Here is a 19,498-nt window from a genome sequence, read left to right as displayed (position 1 = left end):
TCGCCAGATCTTAATCGCCATCGTTTTCCTTGATAGTATTTTGAAACCAGATTGCCACTACAGCAAACAGGTACGACTATTCATAATCTATTCGTAAGAAAACAAAGAACCTAATTTATCCATACGCTCTAATGCCATGCCCGAGCCGCGTACGACGCAAGTCAATGGCTCTTCAGCAACCAGAACTGGCAGGCCAGTCTCTTCCATCAATAGACGATCCAGATCACGCAATAAAGCACCGCCGCCGGTCAACATCATGCCTTTTTCAGCGATGTCAGCACCGAGTTCTGGTGGCGTCTGCTCCAAAGCATTTTTAACCGCAGACACAATATTGTTCAGCGGATCAGTCAACGCTTCCAAAATCTCATTACTAGAGATAGTGAAAGAACGTGGAATACCTTCGGACAGATTGCGTCCTTTGACTTCCATTTCTTTGATCTCGGAACCCGGGAAAGCCGAACCTATCGTCTTCTTAATCGCTTCGGCAGTTTGCTCACCGATCAGCATGCCGTAGTTACGACGAATGTAATTCACAATCGCTTCGTCAAACTTGTCACCGCCGACGCGAACAGAGCCTTTGTAGACCATACCACCTAGCGAAATCACGCCCACCTCAGTCGTGCCGCCACCAATATCGACCACCATAGAACCAGTCGCATCTGACACTGGCAAACCAGCACCGATTGCAGCTGCCATAGGCTCTTCGATCAAATACACTTGTGATGCACCAGCACCTAAAGCGGATTCACGAATCGCACGGCGCTCAACTTGGGTAGAGCCACAAGGGACACAAATAATGATGCGAGGAGAAGGTTTGAAGAACTTAGTGTCGTGCACCATACGGATGAATTGCTTGAGCATTTGCTCAGTCACAGTAAAGTCTGCGATAACGCCGTCCTTCATAGGGCGAATTGCCTCGATATTACCTGGCACTTTACCCAACATTTGCTTGGCTTCTTTACCGACTGCTTGTATGGTCTTTTTGCCGTTAGGACCGCCTTCTTGGCGTATCGCTACCACGGATGGCTCGTCGAGAACGATGCCCTGACCGCGCACATAAATCAAGGTATTGGCTGTACCTAAGTCAATTGCCAAATCATTAGAGAGATAACTACGAAAAAAACCAAACATGTAAATTCCTGTGTGTGCTGTGTTGTCACGATGTCTTTAAAAGGCGCAAATCATCTGCGCAAAAATTTTTTCACTCTGAGTTGGAATCTGCATCGCTTTAAAAAACGTAAAGAACAATTTTGCGACATCGTTTCTGCAATACTTTCCACAATGATTTCCACGATAATTGAGCAGCCGTTGCGCCACACCAAAATCACAGTTTCTCCAAAATGCGTTACAAACAAAATAGCGTGCACTTTAAAGAAAAATAATCACCAAAGACCGAAATTAAGCAAAATTAGCTACCTGCTTCTGCATTAAACGGATTTCAGATCCAACTACTCAAATCACAAATTAAGCGCTCAAACTGTGCATCTTCGGCGATTTTAAGAGTATTAACCCGACATTCTACCTTATAATCCTAGAAATCATAGGTAATCCATTAAATTGAATTCAAGCTATTTTCCGGCATTTTTTTGCGGCAGATTCAAGGAAAAATACGCGACGATTCTAATAAGCTAAATCCGGCAGTTTCATTATCATTAACACATTTTTGGCGCGCCGCTTGGCGCTATAGACCATGTCATTAGAATTAAACGATGTAAAACGTATTGCCAATCTGGCACGACTTGAATTATCCGACGCTGAAGCGAGCAGCACACTGGAAAAACTCAATGGCTTTTTCTCAATTGCAGAGCAATTGAAAGCAGTCGACACGACAGGCGTGGCGCCTTTGAGTCACCCGATTGCAACCGTTATGCCAGAAATCTGCCTGCGCTTGCGTGAAGATAAGGTCACCGAAAGCAATCATCGTGAAGAATATCAACAAGTCGCACCGGCGACCCAAGATGGCCTCTATCTGGTACCAAAAGTCATAGAGTAGAGCGCCAAATCACCAGCTAACACTAGCAATTTTAAGCATGACCGCCGTTCGAGAAAGAACCAAGCCGGCATGACGCAACGACACCAAGAATACGCTGAGAAAATCCATGCATACGCACTCATTGAAACAACTCTCCGCTTTACTGCAAAGTAAGCAAGTCTCCGCTACTGAATTAGCGACGCATTATTTGAGCCGCATTGAGGCCAGCAATCTGAATGCATTCACGCATGTTGATCGCACTTTGACATTGGCACAAGCCGCCATCGCAGATCAGCGATTAGCACAAGGCGATACGACCGCATTGACCGGTATTCCTATCGCCCATAAAGATATTTTTGTGACGCGTGATTGGCGCTCCACCGCTGGCTCTCGCATGTTAGAAAACTATGTCAGTCCATTTAATGCGACCGTGGTTGAATTATTCAATCAAGCGGGCACCGTCACTTTAGGCAAACTCAATTGCGATGAATTTGCCATGGGTTCAGGCAATGAAAATTCTTATTTTGGTCCAGTCAAAAACCCTTGGGATCTCAGCGCCGTTCCTGGTGGCTCATCAGGTGGTTCTGCAGCGGCAATTGCTGCACGTCTAGCGCCTGCGGCCACCGGCACTGACACTGGCGGCTCGATTCGCCAACCAGCCGCGTTCTGCGGCGTAACAGGTATCAAACCCACTTACGGCAGTGTCTCACGTTTCGGCATGATCGCCTTCGCGTCCTCGCTCGATCAAGGTGGACCGATTGCACAGACTGCTGAAGATTGCAGTTGGCTACTCAATGCAATGACTGGTTTTGATGAAAAAGATTCGACCAGCGTACAGCGCGACAAAGAAGATTTTTCATGCAATTTAAATCAAGAAATCAAAGGTTTGCGCATCGGTGTGCCGCGTGAATTTTTCGGCGAAGGCCTCGCCAAAGATGTAGAACAAGCAGTCCGCGCAGCCTTAGCCGAATACGAAAAATTGGGCGCGATCTTAGTTGATATTTCTCTGCCAAAAACAGAGTTATCGATCCCCGTCTATTACATCATCGCACCGGCCGAAGCGTCCTCTAATCTGAGTCGTTTTGATGGCGTACGTTACGGACACCGTGCTGCTGAATACAAAGACCTAAACGACATGTATCGCAAGACCCGCACCGAAGGTTTTGGCGATGAAGTCAAGCGCCGCATTTTGACCGGCGCCTATGTTTTATCGCATGGTTATTACGATGCTTATTACTTACAAGCGCAAAAAATCCGTCGCTTAATCGCGCAAGATTTTCAGGCTGCGTTTGAGCAATGCGATGTGATTATGGGGCCGGTTGCACCGACTGTTGCATGGGATCTTGGCGACAAATCGGATGATCCAGTGGCGAACTACTTAGCTGATATTTTCACTTTATCGACTAGCTTAGCAGGCTTGCCTGGCATGTCGATTCCTTGTGGTTTTGGCCAAGGTGAAAAGAATAGCAAGCGTCCGGTTGGTCTGCAGATTATTGGTAATTATTTTGCGGAAGCAAAATTGCTCAATGTTGCGCATCAATTTCAGCAAGCGACAGATTGGCATACGAAGACGCCGGAGCAATAGAGCAATCTATCCCTATCCCCGCCCTAACCCTCTCCTTAAAGGGGAGGGAAGAAACTCAGTGCAGACTAACTGCCTGGCAAAAATTTGAAGCAAAGGAATGCATTATGCAATGGGAAGTCGTTATCGGTTTTGAGACACACGCACAGCTCAAAACCAACTCCAAAATTTTCAGCGGTTCGTCCATACAATTTGGCGCGGAGCCGAACACACAAGCAAGTCCAGTTGATCTGGCTTTGCCAGGCGTCTTGCCTGTGATGAATAAAGGCGCAGTAGAAAAAGCCATACAATTTGGCTTAGCGGTTGGCGCCACCATCGCACCAGAATCCATCTTCGCTCGCAAAAACTATTTCTATCCAGATCTGCCTAAAGGCTACCAAATCAGCCAATTCGAAATCCCTGTAGTGCAAGGTGGTACGGTTACTTGCGTGGTCGAGAAAGATGGCAAGTCTGAAGTCAAAGTTATCGAACTCACACGCGCCCATCTGGAAGAAGATGCCGGCAAATCCCTGCACGAAGACTATCAAGGCATGACCGGTATCGATCTTAATCGCGCTGGTACTCCGCTCTTGGAAATCGTTACAGAACCGGTGATGCGCAGCGCTGCGGAAGCAGTCGCGTATGCCAAAGCTTTGCATTCCTTAGTCATGTGGCTGGATATTTGCGATGGCAATATGCAAGAAGGTTCCTTCCGTTGCGATGCCAATGTCTCAGTGCGTCCGGTCGGACAAAAAGAATTCGGCACACGCTGCGAAATCAAAAACTTGAACTCTTTCCGTTTCCTCGAAGAAGCAATCAACATCGAAGTGCGTCGTCAAATCGAACTCATCGAAGACGGTGGCACCGTGGTGCAAGAAACTCGTCTGTACGATCCTGATCGCAAAGAAACGCGCTCTATGCGTAGTAAAGAAGATTCACAAGATTATCGCTATTTCCCTGACCCGGATTTGCCACCATTACGCATCAGCCGCGAATGGGTAGAACAAGTACGCAGCACCATGCCAGAATTACCAACGGCAATGCGTGAGCGCTTTATCGCACAATTCGGTTTATCGGATTACGACGCGATGATCGTCACGCAATCGAAAGCGATGGCGGCTTATTTTGAAGCTGCGATTGCTGCCTCTCCAGAGGGCGATAAAGCTGCACAGGCAAAGCAAATCGCTAACTGGTTGATGGGCGACGTCTCTTCGACATTAAATCGCGAAGGCATGGACATCAACAGCATCCCAGTCAATGCGGCGCAACTCGCTTTGTTATTGCAACGCATCACCGACGGTACGATCTCCAACAAGATCGCCAAAGAAGTGTTTGCCGCGATGTGGCAGACGCCGAGTGCTGATGTGGATTTAGCCGACAAAGTCATCGACGCAAAAGGTCTCAAGCAAATCTCCGACGTTGGCGCGCTTGAAAAAATTATCGATGAAGTGATGGCTGCCAATCAGCAATCAGTCGATGAATATCGTGCTGGTAAAGAGAAGGCGTTTAATGCGCTTGTTGGTCAGGCGATGAAAGCGACCAAAGGCAAAGGTAATCCAGCGCAGGTGAACGAGCTACTGAAAAAGAAGTTAGCGGGCTAACTAAGGTCTACGCAGATATAAAAAAAGCGTGAGGATGAAAATCCTCACGCTTTTTTTGCTTGAATACCAGACTATACTAATTAACGGAAAAATATCCGGCAACCGTACGTAAATCATCAATATTAATGGTGCCTGCGGCAACGCGCAATTTCAAAAAACTCAGCAAGTAGTTATAGCGAGCAGATGCCAAATCGCGTTTTGCCGTAATCAATTGCTGCTGCGCATTTAGCAGATCAGCATTGATACGAATCCCACCTTTGACACTCTGCCCTGTCGCCTCAACCAGCAAAGTGGCGGAATTCACCGCTCGCTGCAAACCGTCGATTTTGATTGCGCCACTATTCACCGCGTTAAACTGTTTACGCAATTCAATCATCACTTTGCTAGAGGTTGCTTCCAACTCGGCTCGAGCCCGCTCCCGACGCGCCACGGCTTGCTTGGAAACAGCATTCACATAACCACCTGAGTAGATAGGGATCACCAACTGTACACCTATCGTACGCATATTCAAATCTTGATTGCGAGTCGAAAAGGTTTCGGACAGACCATGATTGTAACTAGCATTAAGATCTATTCTTGGTGCATGTCCGGCGCGACTTTTATCGATCTCTTTTTCGGCAATTTCTAGAGAATAGCGCGCAGCAGATAATTCAGGATTACTCTTTTCCGCTGTCGTCTTCCATTCTTGAAAATCACCTACCATCGGTATCGCTTTAAACTCTGAATTTAGCCCATCCAATTGTGTCGCATCCATACCAATGATGCCGCTCAAGGTATTGCGCGCGGTTTGCAGAGCATCATTCGCTTCCAACAGCATTGCCTCGGCAATATCCAACCTCGCCTGAGTTTCCAACATGTCTGTCTTAGTGCCTTCACCTTTAGCGAACAAGCGATCGTTCACGCGCCGTTGTTCCGCTAAGGTGTCGCGTTGCGCGGAGTATAAACCAATCTGATCTTCTGCAAATTTTGCATCGGAATAAGCACTTAAAAGGCGAATGAATAAATCGCTGTTGCGCATATCAAATTGCGCATCGCTCAAATTCGTCTGTGCGACACCTTGCTGGAAGCGAGCATACGCGTCCAAATTAAACAAGGTCTGCCGCAATGTAACGCCCTTGCTTTCACTGGTGTAGTCCTGATTCGAAGTCGTCAGTTGCCCGATAAAATTTGGGCTGATGCTTTCACCTTTATTCTTACTGGTCGAATAACTATACTGCAGTGAAGGCAAAAGCCCTGACCGGCCAATGGTCTCGTACTCTTTGCCGGCAATCAATTCGGCCTTGGCGACTTTATGATTAGGATCGTTTTTTAAGGCGGCCTGATAAGCCTCCAACAAACCGATCCCAAATGCATTAGAGGCAGGTGCTACCAGTAACATGCAGACACTTGATATAGCAGTTAAGCGGAATAATTTATTCATATTACTCTTCTCTCATTGCAGTATGACCACGGTCCAAAATAGGTTTCAACAAGTAGTTCATCATCGTACGTTCGCCCGTTTTGATAGAAATGTCTACTGGCATACCTGGACGAATCTCTAACTTACCGAGTTTTTTCATGCCTTCAGCGGTTACTACCGCTTTAACTTTGTAATACGGGTGACCCGTGTGCTCATCTATTGAGCGATCTGCCGAAATTTGCGTAACCACACCAGGGATATGCGGTGTCGTGTTGGTATTAAATGCTGAGAAAATGAACTCAACCGGAAGGCCCACTTTCACTTTGTCAATCAAATTCACAGCCAGCATCGCATCGACAACCAATGCATCATTCTTAGGTACAATTTCCATCAATTTAAAGCCACCTGGAACCACACCACCTTGCGTAAAGACGTTCAAACCGATGATAGTGCCATCAACAGGAGCTTTTACATTGACATTATTCAATTCAAAATCGAGCGCACCAACCCGACTTTGCAAGGATTCACGCTCTTTTTGAACTTCGGATAACTGAGTGCGAATTTCTTTTTGATACTCTTGCTGACGCTGCGTTTTGCGCAGAGTCAATTCGGCAACTTGACGTGATGTACGTCCCATATTTCCGAGGTCTTCCGAAATAGCGCCTGTCAATTGTGCGTAATTGCGCTCCAGATCCAATAAACGATTGCGGGCGACATAACCGTCTTTTGAAAGCTCACGAATGCTGTCTAACTGTTCTTTCAAAAAACCTTGTTGTTGCTTCTTGCTTACCATAGACTCTTCCAATCCATGCAATTGCATTTTCAAGCCAGCAATATTTTCATCAACCGCCGCGAGTTCGCTCTGCACTGATGTTCTGCGCGCCATGAACAATTGTTGTTGCAACAAAATACTGTTCGCAGCATGCGGATCACTTTGCTGCTGCATCAAAGCTTTCGGGAACGCAATACTCGCTGCGCCATCGCGCTCTGCCAACAAGCGAGCCTCTGCTGCCTGCGCGGTAAACCACTGAACACGTGCGATATCAGAATTTGACTTTACCATCACACTGTTCATCTTCAACAGAATTTGACCTGCTTTCACAACATCGCCTTCTTTTACCAAAATCTCATCAATCGTACCGCCAGTTAGGTGTTGCACGGCTTTGCGACTAGACGCCACAGAGACTGTTCCGCTCATAGGTACGCCCTTATCAAGGGGCGCAAATGTCGCCCAGATCAGGAACCCAACAATACCAAACAACACAATCATCCAGCCCAGACGTACATAGCTGCTGGCATCGGTATTTACATCAATGATCGTGACCTCGCTTGAAGTCACATCAGTTGCCTTACCCGTAGTCTTAATTAAATTAGTCATCTCAATTCCTATTCTTCAACTTGCGCATTAGCACTATTGGCCGCTGCCTCGATACGAGCCTGCGTATCAGCAGGTGGCTCGGAAGCAGCAGTCGCTGCACCGGCTTGCGCTTGTTGCGCTGCTTGCTGCGCCTGTAACTGCTGTTGAACCTGTTGATTTGCTTGCGCTAGGGCTGCCAGCACTTGATCACGCGGGCCAAAAGCTTGTGCCACGCCATCACGCAGTAACAATAATTTGGTGGTGGCGCCCAAGATCGTCGTACGATGCGTAATCAAAATAATGGTTTTGCCGCGTTGACGTAAGTCATTCACTGCCACCACCAATGCTTGCTCGCCGACGTCATCCAGATTCGAGTTTGGCTCATCTAAAATCAATACAGAAGGATCGTCGTACATCGCACGTGCCAAACCGATGCGTTGCTTCTGGCCGCCAGATAGGCCCGCACCAGCATCACCAATACGCGTGTCATAGCCCTTAGGGAAATGCAAGATCATTTCATGCACGCCCGCACGTTTTGCAGCCATGATGACTTTTTCGGAATCAACTTCGCTAAAACGAGCGATATTTTCAGCAATCGTGCCGCCAAACAATTCTATATCTTGCGGCAAATAACCAATATTTGGACCTAATTGGTCTTTATTCCATTGAAAAATATCCGCACCGTCGAGTCGCACTTTACCAACCGCTGCTGGCCAGACACCCACTAACAATCGTGCCAAAGTCGACTTACCTGAGCCTGAAGGACCGATTACACCTAACACATCACCTGGTTGCAAAGCAAAGGTCAAACCTTTAATAACCGCAACTGGGGAACCTGGGGGAGCCGCAGTAACACCTTCAACGGAAACATGACCTTGTGGCTTTGGCAAATCCATACCAGGTGTACGCGCTGGGTTGTTCGCCAACAGTTCATTCAAACGGTTATATGCACCTTTTACGGTACTCCACTGCTTCCACACGCCAATTAATTGATCGATAGGGCCAGTCGCCTTACCCAACAAAATAGAACCAGCAATCATCATACCTGGCGTCATTTCGCCTTTAATAACCAATAATGCGCCCAAACCCAAAACCAGGGACTGAACCGACACGCGCACAAACTTACTGATCGCGGTAACAATACCGGACTTTTCACTGGCTTCACTTTGTAAATGTAGGAAACGGCCTTGCAGCTGGAACCAACGCCCCATCAAATTTTGCAACATGCCCATTGCTTCAATGACTTCAGCATTACGTAAGTTATTGGTCGCAAGATTGCTTGATGCAATCGCCATCGTATTCGCTTCAGCCAGAGGTTTTTTCGACACAACTTCATTTACATAAGCCAAAATAACCATCACTATCACGGCAAGCAATGCAAACAGTCCGAGATAAGTGTCGAACATAAAGATGATCGCCAAATAGATTGGAAACCAAGGTGCGTCAAAGAATGCGAACAAGCCATTACCGGTTAAGAATTGACGAATTTGCGTCAAATCTTGCAGTGCTTGTCCCGCATTACCGCCACCACGCTTCAAGTTTTCTTCAAAAGCAGCGGTGTACACACGCTTATTCATTTGCATGTCCAACTTTGCGCCAAGACGAATAACGACGAAACTACGAATGAACTCCAAGATACTCATGAAAGCGAATGCGCCAAGCGTCAGCAATGTAATCCACAACAAAGTCATTTCATTTTGACTTTGCAGAACGCGGTCATACACCTGCAGCATGTACAAAGAAGGTGCAAGCATCAATAAATTGATAATGGCGCTAAAGACGCCAACGGTTCTGAAAGTGCTCTTAAAAGTCTGCAAGACCTGAGAGATTTCATTCTGAGGAAGTTTTAATTTGGATATCATTCTATTTCTTTACACTAAAGGTGCCGAATGCCCCGAGAGAAGACATGCTTTGCATATTAGACTCTAGGTCTTACTTATTACTTTGCAAGGTCTGCGGGCGGGGCAATAAAATTCTGCGCTTTGTTAGAGCAGGCCGGATTATCACCAACAAGAACATCTAAAAATGTGACGTACATCACAATTTCGTAAGATTAACATAAAAATCGAAAAAAAAGAAAATACTTTTTTTGCGCTATCGTCAAGAGTGACCTGCGATTTAAATTTAAAAAATTACAAAAACAGGATAAATACCCACAAAAGTAAAAGAAAGACAATGCTTTGAATGTCCGGGCTTATTGTGGAATAGCTGGAATGAATTTTAGGATTAAGGCCTATCGCTAACAGATAGAAATGAAGCATCAGTTGAGGCGGCGGTAAAGTGCACCATTTGCGCCAATACCCAGGAAGGGATAACGATCTACAAGACTCAATCGCCGTTGGGCACGGCGCATACACACTCAAAGTTCGTACGATACTTAGTGCCTATTTCTGTCTGTTTGGGCTCAGATAAAAGTGATCCTAGGCAGCTCAGGTTAAAGCAACTAGACGCCGAGACCACGTCGCATGCGCTCTTCTTTTACTATAAGCTGATCTTGCGCGGATAATTCTGGACCGCCTATAGACGGATAACCTCGGGTAACTTGAAATGCCATTTCTGCTTTGTTACGAGCGACCGGGTCGTTCAAGAATGCTTTATGGGTTTCGAAGTTTTGTCGGGCAAGCTGGACTTTATCGCTCGCCATCTGTATTTCAAGATCTCGGCTTACGTACATTGGACGACCGTCTTTTGTCGCCACGCCGTTGCTCATCCCACCTTTCGCATTGACCACTGCGGCGTCATAGCAATCGACTGCCCGGCGCAAGCCATCTTCCAATTCCCACAAAGTATTGTTAACTGGGTCTTTTTGCGTTGTATACGTGAAATTTGAACGCAAAGTTGAGTCGATCACATTCTGCTGCTCTGGCGAGATTGCCCTAGACTGCACAATATTATTCACTAGCAAAGCATTTTTTTCGGCTAGATTAACGGTACCAGAGGCCGATGGAGGTGCACTCAATACCACCGTTTGCTGAATCTGCTGGGTTGCTACATTGCTGTTGCTTGGTGCGGGCCTGGCTAAGCTTTGACTCATTTCAGCTAAAGTATCAGTTGCCTGGTTGGTCTTATTATCGACAAGCATACTACTTAACTTATTAGATACATTGCTGGCCGCCTCATTTGCATTGGTCATCGCTTGGATGAACGCGCTGGCACTTTTTTGACGCTGAGCCAAAGTTTCAAGAACCGAACCAGAATGCAACTGGCTACTTTCGCGCAATTGCCCAAGCATCGTGTCAAAAGAGTTTAAGTCAAGCATAGCCGCCCCCTGTCTGTATCATCCACGTTGGACTTCAAGCAATTGTAAAGGAGCACCAAACAAAGCAATCGGGGGAACTACAACAGATTTACCGCATACTTCTTAGTTTAAGCCACGCACATCAAAAAATTAAAAGATATGTCTTAGAGTTCGGGAAGTTTAGCTCAAAAAATAAACGCTTCGTGGTTTTATCCACGAAGCGTTAAGTCTTACTGGCTATACTTGGCTTTGAGTACTTAGTTTAGCCTAAGTTTACGGATGTTTACAAGCGCTTTTCAACTTATCTGAAGTAAAACAACCTGTTAACAACAGTTCCTAGCCAATACTTTTTATATTGCCAATAATCTTTGCACCCAAGCCAACTGAGCTGGCAAACAGATGTTTTGCAAATCATAATTTTCTTGCGCAAAGCGACGTGCATTTGAGCCCAAACGTAGGCGCTCTGTCTCATCCGATAACAAATTACAAATCTCTTGTGCTAGTTTCTGCGAATCAAAGAAGTTCACCAAACGTCCAGTTTCATTGTGTCGAATCGCTTCATGTAAAGGTTGCGTATCGCTCGCCACAATGGCACAACCAACGCTCATGGCCTCCAATAAACTCCATGACAAGACGAACGGATAAGTCAAATACACGTGAACCCGTGATAACTGTAACAAAGGTATGAATTGCTCATAGGGTAAATTGCCTAGAAACATAATACGTTCGAGATCACTTGCTGCGATTTGAGGTAAAACTTCTTGCAAAAATATTTGCTTCCAATTGCCCTGAGCCGGTCGTGCTCCATAGCTCACATCATCCCCACCCACAATTAATATGCGCGCCTGGGGTCGACTTTTTAAAACTTCAGGCAAAGCCCGCATGAAAGTATGGTAGCCACGATACGGTTCCAAATTCCGATTCACGAAGGTGATAACTTCATCCTTACGCGTCAAAGTCAAACCATTACTTAACTTTACAGCGATCCCGGGATTAGGTACCAACTTATCGGTATGGATACCATCGTGGATCACACTAATTCGTTCCCGCCATTGACTAGGAAAAGTGCTAGCCTGCCAGTGCGTCGGTGAAATAGCAGCATCCGCCAGCTGCATATGCAAAAGATTATTGATGTTCTTCAACTGGATTTTGCACGCATTATCAATCGCATTTAACGGGAACTCGGGATCAAAGCCAACATCGGCACCGCGTGAGTGATAGAAAAATTCTGCATAGATTCCGAGCTTAGCTTCTGGCCATACTTGTTTAAGAAATAGACTTTCGCCCCAACCTGGATGCGCAATAATCACATCAGGAGTAAAGCCCTGAGCTCGCAATAGCAGAGCCGACCGCATTGCCGCTTCCCCGCGTATCGCTTTAGGCTCCGTATCAGCTAGCCAAGGATGCATATCAGCACAAGTACCACGAGTAATCTGGTAGGGAAACAATTTAACGCCATTCCACACTGCGGGTATGGTTTGCTGCATTGTCAAAGCACGAACATCATTTTGCGTGTTAGCAGCAAGTGCAGGTGCAAGATGAATAAACTGACCAGGGAAGTTTTGATGTATGAACAGGATTTTCATAAAGAAAATATCAAAATAAAGTGTAAATAAAAAGCTGACGGTGTCAGTGCAATTTAGAATCTGGCAATTATTGCGGAAGCATTAAATGACGCTCGAATGCGACAAGCATGGCGTCAGGACGCAAGTGATGCTGATCAATGTGCCACAGCTCATTGGATTTTCCTGCACCACTATCGGTCAGCGCAAAAACATCGAGGAAGGCCATTCCCATATCAATGGCATGTTGCTTCAAGATGGCATTAAACAACGCCAAAAAATCACCAAAGTCGCGCAGCGCTTGCTCGCTGTGAGCACTTGCGTCGATGTAATAAGCTGGCACCCCAGCAACTAGTATGTTCAACGTCCTAACGCGCGCCACTTTAGAAATGTGCTCAAGATAAGCCGAAATCGTAATATGGATTCTTTGCGCCAATCCAGTTTCTGGAGATTTTTTGTGCGCCTTTAAAATACCGCCATCAATCCGGCAGTCAATTTCACCAATCGTCATCAAAACCGTGGATGCGACGGGCAATGATTGCAAATAGTTAGTAAATAACTGCTGATAATGATTTGATTCAGTATGACCGACTCGCCACTGCGTGCAACCTTCGACCCAAAAACCTTTGCATTGCAAATTTTGTCCCCGATACGGCACCACTAAATTGTGAACCGAAAGCATATGACTTTCGCCTATTACGTAAAGTAAACCTTGTGGATTGGGAAGCTTTGCCTGTAGTCGAAATGCCTGCCACCACTGCTGTATTTTCAACATAAAGAGGCAGTAAATCAAAGAACCATGATCTTTACCATGCGGCTGGATCAACATTTCTTTTGCAACTTCCATCAAAGGTGCTACTTGTGCTGCATCACCATGCACGTAGTGCAAAATCGCCAGTTGTAAAGCTGCATTTTGCCTAGGAAAACCTTGGGTATTAAGTGTCAACACTTTGCTATAAAGCTGCGCTGATTCATTTAATTGTCCACTCATTTTATAGGCATTCGCGATACAGCCCAGCAACTCGGCATTGTCTGGCGCGATTGTCAGACCTTGCTGATAGCTTTGCATGGCTTCGGACAATCTTCCCAACTTGAATAGAGCATTACCACGATTATTCCACGCTTGGTAGTGTCCTGAATTCATCCGCAATACATGCTCATAATCATTTAAGGCATGCGCAAATCGACTCATGTCCATGTGCAAATTGCCGCGATTAAAATACACATCAGCAAAATCAGGCTGCTTTTGTAATGCCTTTTCATAGTAAGACATTGCTTCGGTTTCTCGACCTAAGGCGCTCAGCGCATTGGCTTTATTGTTTAGGACTTCAGCAAAATCTGGGGTCATCGCCAAAAAACGATCGTAGCTGGCAATCGCATCTACATGCCGTCCTAAATCCAACAAAACATTTCCAAGAGAAGCATGCACCGTTAAATTATTCGGATTGATTTGCGCGGCACAAGAAAGTGAATCGAGTGCTTGCTGCAGCTCACCTTTAGCACGCTGAATCATGCCGAGAAACTGCAAGGCATCAAAGTACCGGGGATTGATCTTTAGTATTTCTAGATAGAGTGTTTCAGCGTCTGCCAATTGCCCGTTCTTATGCAAGGAGAGCGCCTGCTGCAACAATACGACAAGCTTGTCGCCTTGCCCAAGTGCTGCGTTAATCGACGAACGCTTGACTACAGTGGCTTTTTTCTTATGCATAGGAGACGCGGTCTATTTGTGATGCAATACTATTTCAACTGCGCACGTAATAAAGCTTCAACTTCAGGAACCGGCCTTTCACTCTTACTACCGACTGCCCATAGATCAAACGCCGATGGTCGTGACGCTGCTACCACTGTCTTAAAACCAGCACCAGCAAGTGTATTCATCAAGACTTTCTGAGTGAAGCCGCAACGATGCGCCATATACAAATTACCACGCGCCATAGGAGGGCGGTGTCCATACAAAATATCGATAGGCGCAATCGGCCCAGCAGGAGAAATATAGGCAGGCTCAAGCAACTTATCTTCTGCGACCAGTTTGCATACTGATTGTAAATCAGGACAAGTCACAACAAAAATACCATCGTCTTTCAATACTCGAAGAATTTCCGCCAAAGCATAGGGCACTTCATGTGGATATAAATGCTCAATATTATGCGAAGAATAAACCGCGTCGACTGAACCACTTTCCACCGCGCTCATGTCAGTCAAAGTACCTTGAATATCGGGATTAACCGAAGCATCAATATCAAAACGAATTTCTTGCCAATCATCCGATTGAAAGAACGGTGTCGTACCAGCTTTATTTTGTGGGCCGCAGCCGACATGAAGTAATTTCAAAGTGCTCACCTAAGATCGCAGAATAAAAAGAATTTAGCTATAAAAGTAAATTACCATAATAAAAATGGAGCGATACAGCCCCATTTTTATCTTACTCACTACCTGTTGAAACTAGCGCTACTACTGCACTTGATCCGGACGAGAAGAAGCCAAAGCGACTTTAGGAATATGACGGAAAGAGGCCCAGTGGATTTCCAACAAAGCCATCAAACCATTGCGTACCCAACGTGCCAGAGTAGCATCATCCAATGCCATCACTTTTTCGCGATCTACTGTGCGAAAGCCACCGATAACATGCACTTGGTGATCTTCGCGGAAACTCAATTCTTTAGAAATCAACACGCCAGTTGTTTCCAACTCAGCCAAAACCACACGCATTTCGCGCATATTTTTTTCATACGCATTTAACAGCTCAAGCACAGGTTTAAAGTGTGGATTGATTTGCTCATCAACAAACACTAATTCGCCCTTAGTCTCGTTAAATTGAGGCGCAGACAAATCAGCCGCTAACAGATAGTCGTCCGTATCACCGACACGACCCAGAATAAAAGGATAGCGACGCACATGCACTGGCACGTAAGCATCGAGCCATTGATTTTTCTCGTTCAAAAAAACATTTCGCTCTCTTAACCCCAAGACCGCGATTGGATTGATCGTGCCGCTAGGTGTAAATAAAATTGGATAAAACAGAGCGGCATCTGGCAATTCAGCGGCAGCTAATGGGGCGGTTGTCAATCCACTTGCGAAGGAGAAATCCGCCGCAGGATCCAAGCGCAAAGCGCTATGCAAAGTCTTGTCTAAAGTCTGAATATTTTGAAACATATAAAAGCTCCATTAACTGAAAAACCCACCTACTAAATTCAAATGGGTTGTGTGCCATCGCAAAAAAGAAAATGACAAATAAGTGTATATATCGCGCGACCGGTCAACTACACAAGTACGCAATTCGAATAAATCAAGCCTGACATTGTAGCAGCAGCGTCGCCGGTAGTCGATTTTCTGATACCACCCAACGCAATAGAAATGCATTTCGTAGCATCAAACTACTTACGCCATATAGTTAAATATCCATCAATAGCCTGATGATTTTCCATTCTGATGGTGCGCGGCAACTGTTGTATGCAGACGAAGCAATAGATGGATGCCAATTACTGCAAATACAAGGGGTGATGCGCATATCGACCACTGGCACGCAAGCAATAGCCATTTTGCAACACGCTTTCGGACTCACTCTCGTACGCCAGCTCGGTTGAAAAAGCGAATAAGCCTCCTCCGCTCAAAAGACGGCTGGCTTGTTCAACGATAGCAGATAATTGCCCAGTATATACAAACACGTCGGCTGCCACGATAAGGTCAAAGCTAGCATTCGACTCAAGCAACATCGCCACCACTAAATCCGCCGATAAGCTTGCTGAAATGCCGCTGCCTTATTAAGTCCCACACATAAAAAAACCCACCTCTAATAGCGGTGGGTTTTAAGAATAAGATAAGGGCAATTTCTTTGCTCACAGCTCATGTCAAGCAACTACATAACAAAATCACTGGCAACAATTGCGCCGGTACCAGTCACCATGACAATAAAATCGGTAGAGTCTACGGCAGTCAGAGTGCCGTCAATATTTTGAAATGCATAGACGCCTGCCGCAGTACCTGCCACCAGCGTGTGTAAGTATGCCTGCGCGGTAATATTCGACGACGATGAGACAATAGTCGCTGGCGTTTGAATCGTCTCAAGCTTTTCTACACCGCTATCGATAGAATGATTCAAGGTATTGACTGTTGCACCTGCGTGCAATACCTCTACCCCAGCTGATACTGCGTTTGCCGGAGCATCAATGGCAGCAAACATAGAGTGGTCAACAAGCAGATCTGCAGCACCAGGCACCGACGCCAAATTGATGGTCTCATTATCTACATTCAAAATAGCCATTTAAAACTCCTGGTAACTTAATTACGGACTGAGATTGGCGCTCCACCTAACAGTTCGCACTTTTAGAAGCCACCTACATCATTAATGGGTAAGGATAACATGATACCCTCCTCTTTTTTGTGACGCACATCACAAAAATGATGGCACAGTGCCAGAGCACGCCGCGTTTGGATTTCTCTTGATGGCCAGCCTTGACCGACAATTGATCCGCAGGGCACACCCTACCTCGACGTTGTCGTTGGTTTCATTCATAAAAAAACCCATCTCTTTGCAGACGTGAGTCTTTTGTTTCGCACAACAGAGAGGCTATTTTCTCCCTGCTGTTTGAGTTACATGGGTCGCTTGCGCCACCCATGTTTTTACTTTACAACCGACTACTAAGCATACTGAATTAAGCGATGAAGTCACCAGCAACGATAGAACCCGCGCCAACGATTTTAACGATAAAGTCAGTTGCATCAACTGCACCTACTGTGCCACCGATGTTTTGGAAAGCATAAGTACCAGCTGCTGTACCAGCGCTTACTGTGATGATGTAAGCCTGAGTATTTGCTGCCAATGTCGCGCCAGCTGCTGTTGCTGCTGTTGCGATTGCTGCTGCCAATGTTGCTGTGTCAGCTGAAGCGATTACCAAAGAGTTCAATGTAGTTGCTGCTGTACCTGTTTTGAATACGTCAGCACCCGCTACTTTGAAGTTACCGATGGTATCGATTGCAGAGATCACAGAACCAGTCATGATCGTATCAGCACCTGTTTGTGTTGCAGACAAGTTGATCGTGTCTGCACCACTACCGCCAGTGATTGTTGCAGCACCAGTACCGCTACCCAACACGTTCAATGTCTGACCACCTGAGCCCAAAGTTACATTATTGATCGCAGTAGCAGCAGACTTAGTGAAATTCAAAGTCACACCAGCACCGTTTTCGTTAGTGACAGTCCATGCTGCATTGGTACCACCAGTGACATTGACCGTCTCGACACCTGTAACTTTTGCAGACATATCTAAAGCTGCTGTAACTGCGCCTACATTCAAAATATCATTACCAGCGCCACCATTGATACCATTCGCAGCCACTGTCGCAGTGATAATCGCATCACCGACATTAATGACATCATCGCCCGTACCGCCTGTGACAGAGATCAAACCAGCCGCCGCAGTAAACGTATTTGCGCCGTTAGCCAAAACATAATTTTCCACAGTCGCGTTACCCGCGATAGTACCGGCAGTAGCAAAGGTAAATGCATTCGTACCTGTAGCAGTAATGCTTGTGAACGCGGCGTATTGTGCTGCATTCAAAGTGATCCCTGCATTGGATGCAACTACCAAGCTTTCAAATCCACTGATATTTGCACCGGAAATGTTTGAAGAAGCAACTAAGCTCAAGACGTCACTAGTACCAGAGCCTGCACTGAATGTACCACTGTAAGTTTTACCTTCCATGGTCAAGTTATTGTTACCTGTACCTAAGTTGACATTTCCAGCCAACATAGAGTTGCCAGAATTCGCAAGGTACACACGATCGTTACCAGTACCACCATTCACGGTAGTAACACCAGCCGTTGCCACGTTGAAGTAGACATCAGATGATGTATTGTCTATTGTGACTGTCTTGATGTTGGTAATGGTATTGCCGCCACCGATAACGATACTACCACCACCTGTGAAGGTGATCGTATCATTGTCGCCCGCATTACCATTGACTGTGGTACCGACAAGCGCTGCTGCATTGCCAGTAAAGTTATCGTTCACGCCTGCTGTGCTGTTGAATACGCCGCCAGCCGTCAAAGTGATAGCCGCCAATGCCTGGCCACCACCATTAGATGGTGTAGTACCAATAATACCTGCAGTCGCAGTAGCACCGCCGGATGTACCCACTGCGTTCGATGTCGTCGTGTTGTTTACACCACCACCCGTTGCATTGGAGGACGACGTTACGTCGAAGACCAAAGTACCACCGGTCACTGTGATAAAGGACAGATCGATGTTATTCGCACCAGCGATATCATCAACAATCGTCAATTGATGTGGGCCCACGCCAGAGAATGTCAGCATCGGACCAGACAGATTCAATGCGGCACGAGCTGCTACCAAGGCTGCGTATTGTGAAGCAGTGATAACTACAGCAGAGTTTGCTGTGATGTTTTCGATGCCAGACAATGTTGCGCCTGCCAAGTTGATCGCACCGTAAGTGACCAATGTATCGTTACCTGCGCCCAAGTTGATCGTGTCTGTTACTACACGAGCTACTGCTGTTGCAGTAGATTGTGTGTTCAACGCTACACCGTTTTCAGATGTGTTGTATGTACCAGCAACATAGTTACCCAACAAGACAACGCGGTCGCCACCAGCGCCTAATTGCAAGAAGTTACCACCACGGCCCAATGTCACGTCCAAAGCGGAAGCTGCTGTCAATGCGCCTGCATCGATCGATACACCAACCGTTGCTGCTGCAACGTTGACGTTGTCGATTGCACGGATAGTCAAACGCTCAATGTGTGTTGTTGTGTTAGCAGCTTGGAAGCTGTCAACCAATGCGTCAACGATAG

The 19,498-nt window shown here is 46.2% G+C and carries 15 protein-coding genes; 3 read left to right on the top strand and 12 right to left on the bottom strand.

The window, feature by feature from the left end; genetic code table 11:
• Positions 1-87: 87 nt before the first annotated feature.
• Positions 88-1,131, bottom strand: coding sequence for a rod shape-determining protein (locus ACO0KZ_RS13625; protein ID WP_186916616.1), 1,044 nt, complete (start codon positions 1,129-1,131; stop codon positions 88-90).
• Between the two features lie 559 nt (positions 1,132-1,690).
• On the opposite strand from ACO0KZ_RS13625, the gene gatC reads away from it, so the two are divergent.
• The 3 genes from gatC (at position 1,691) to gatB (ending at position 5,134) form a co-directional block, all read left to right on the top strand.
• A complete protein-coding gene (gene gatC / locus ACO0KZ_RS13620) occupies positions 1,691-1,993 on the top strand; it encodes an Asp-tRNA(Asn)/Glu-tRNA(Gln) amidotransferase subunit GatC (protein ID WP_422996089.1) in 303 nt (100 codons plus the stop codon).
• A 106-nt stretch (positions 1,994-2,099) separates the two neighbouring features.
• Entirely contained in the window at positions 2,100-3,557 is a 1,458-nt protein-coding gene (gene gatA / locus ACO0KZ_RS13615) for an Asp-tRNA(Asn)/Glu-tRNA(Gln) amidotransferase subunit GatA (protein WP_422996087.1), read from the top strand.
• Positions 3,558-3,661: 104 nt separating this feature from the next.
• Positions 3,662-5,134, top strand: coding sequence for an Asp-tRNA(Asn)/Glu-tRNA(Gln) amidotransferase subunit GatB (gene gatB / locus ACO0KZ_RS13610; protein WP_422996085.1), 1,473 nt, complete (start codon positions 3,662-3,664; stop codon positions 5,132-5,134).
• Between the two features lie 76 nt (positions 5,135-5,210).
• On the opposite strand, the gene ACO0KZ_RS13605 is transcribed toward gatB, so the two are convergent.
• The 11 genes from ACO0KZ_RS13605 to ACO0KZ_RS13555 all read right to left on the bottom strand — a co-directional run.
• A complete protein-coding gene (locus tag ACO0KZ_RS13605; RefSeq protein ID WP_422996083.1) occupies positions 5,211-6,554 on the bottom strand; it encodes a TolC family outer membrane protein in 1,344 nt (447 codons plus the stop codon).
• Between the two features lies 1 nt (position 6,555).
• A complete protein-coding gene (locus tag ACO0KZ_RS13600; RefSeq protein WP_422996081.1) occupies positions 6,556-7,911 on the bottom strand; it encodes an HlyD family type I secretion periplasmic adaptor subunit in 1,356 nt (451 codons plus the stop codon).
• Between the two features lie 8 nt (positions 7,912-7,919).
• The gene (locus tag ACO0KZ_RS13595) at positions 7,920-9,752 is read right to left on the bottom strand and encodes a type I secretion system permease/ATPase (protein WP_422996079.1); all 1,833 of its coding nucleotides are present in this window, start codon (positions 9,750-9,752) and stop codon (positions 7,920-7,922) included.
• 581 nt (positions 9,753-10,333) lie between these two features.
• Positions 10,334-11,149: a hypothetical protein gene (locus ACO0KZ_RS13590; RefSeq protein ID WP_422996077.1), complete on the bottom strand. Its 816-nt coding sequence runs from the start codon at positions 11,147-11,149 to the stop codon at positions 10,334-10,336.
• Positions 11,150-11,478: 329 nt separating this feature from the next.
• Positions 11,479-12,714: a glycosyltransferase family 4 protein gene (locus tag ACO0KZ_RS13585; protein ID WP_422996075.1), complete on the bottom strand. Its 1,236-nt coding sequence runs from the start codon at positions 12,712-12,714 to the stop codon at positions 11,479-11,481.
• A 67-nt stretch (positions 12,715-12,781) separates the two neighbouring features.
• Positions 12,782-14,398, bottom strand: a complete 1,617-nt coding sequence (locus tag ACO0KZ_RS13580) for a tetratricopeptide repeat protein (protein WP_422996073.1) — start codon at positions 14,396-14,398, stop codon at positions 12,782-12,784.
• Between the two features lie 29 nt (positions 14,399-14,427).
• On the bottom strand, positions 14,428-15,030 hold the full coding sequence (locus ACO0KZ_RS13575; protein ID WP_422996071.1) for a class I SAM-dependent methyltransferase: 603 nt from the start codon (positions 15,028-15,030) through the stop codon (positions 14,428-14,430).
• Positions 15,031-15,141: 111 nt separating this feature from the next.
• Positions 15,142-15,843 carry a SapC family protein gene (locus ACO0KZ_RS13570; RefSeq protein ID WP_422996069.1) on the bottom strand — a complete coding sequence of 234 codons (702 nt, stop codon included), beginning with the start codon at positions 15,841-15,843 and terminating at the stop codon, positions 15,142-15,144.
• A 326-nt stretch (positions 15,844-16,169) separates the two neighbouring features.
• Positions 16,170-16,409 (bottom strand): hypothetical protein, encoded by a 240-nt coding sequence (locus ACO0KZ_RS13565; protein WP_422996067.1) that lies wholly within the window; start codon positions 16,407-16,409, stop codon positions 16,170-16,172.
• A 137-nt stretch (positions 16,410-16,546) separates the two neighbouring features.
• Positions 16,547-16,951 carry a hypothetical protein gene (locus ACO0KZ_RS13560; protein WP_422996065.1) on the bottom strand — a complete coding sequence of 135 codons (405 nt, stop codon included), beginning with the start codon at positions 16,949-16,951 and terminating at the stop codon, positions 16,547-16,549.
• Between the two features lie 391 nt (positions 16,952-17,342).
• The coding region (locus ACO0KZ_RS13555; RefSeq protein ID WP_422996063.1) for a beta strand repeat-containing protein at positions 17,343-19,498 on the bottom strand (2,156 nt) is incomplete at its 5' end.

This window comes from Undibacterium sp. Di24W (assembly GCF_049340325.1).
Lineage (GTDB): Bacteria > Pseudomonadota > Gammaproteobacteria > Burkholderiales > Burkholderiaceae_D > Undibacterium.
This window is presented reverse-complemented; position numbering and strand designations above follow the sequence as displayed.

Coding starts and splice junctions, on each gene's coding strand:
- ACO0KZ_RS13625 (WP_186916616.1), bottom strand. CDS start 1,131: ATGTTTGGTTTTTTTCGTAGTTATCTCTCTAATGATTTGGCAATTGAC.
- gatC (WP_422996089.1), top strand. CDS start 1,691: ATGTCATTAGAATTAAACGATGTAAAACGTATTGCCAATCTGGCACGA.
- gatA (WP_422996087.1), top strand. CDS start 2,100: ATGCATACGCACTCATTGAAACAACTCTCCGCTTTACTGCAAAGTAAG.
- gatB (WP_422996085.1), top strand. CDS start 3,662: ATGCAATGGGAAGTCGTTATCGGTTTTGAGACACACGCACAGCTCAAA.
- ACO0KZ_RS13605 (WP_422996083.1), bottom strand. CDS start 6,554: ATGAATAAATTATTCCGCTTAACTGCTATATCAAGTGTCTGCATGTTA.
- ACO0KZ_RS13600 (WP_422996081.1), bottom strand. CDS start 7,911: ATGACTAATTTAATTAAGACTACGGGTAAGGCAACTGATGTGACTTCA.
- ACO0KZ_RS13595 (WP_422996079.1), bottom strand. CDS start 9,752: ATGATATCCAAATTAAAACTTCCTCAGAATGAAATCTCTCAGGTCTTG.
- ACO0KZ_RS13590 (WP_422996077.1), bottom strand. CDS start 11,149: ATGCTTGACTTAAACTCTTTTGACACGATGCTTGGGCAATTGCGCGAA.
- ACO0KZ_RS13585 (WP_422996075.1), bottom strand. CDS start 12,714: ATGAAAATCCTGTTCATACATCAAAACTTCCCTGGTCAGTTTATTCAT.
- ACO0KZ_RS13580 (WP_422996073.1), bottom strand. CDS start 14,398: ATGCATAAGAAAAAAGCCACTGTAGTCAAGCGTTCGTCGATTAACGCA.
- ACO0KZ_RS13570 (WP_422996069.1), bottom strand. CDS start 15,843: ATGTTTCAAAATATTCAGACTTTAGACAAGACTTTGCATAGCGCTTTG.
- ACO0KZ_RS13560 (WP_422996065.1), bottom strand. CDS start 16,951: ATGGCTATTTTGAATGTAGATAATGAGACCATCAATTTGGCGTCGGTG.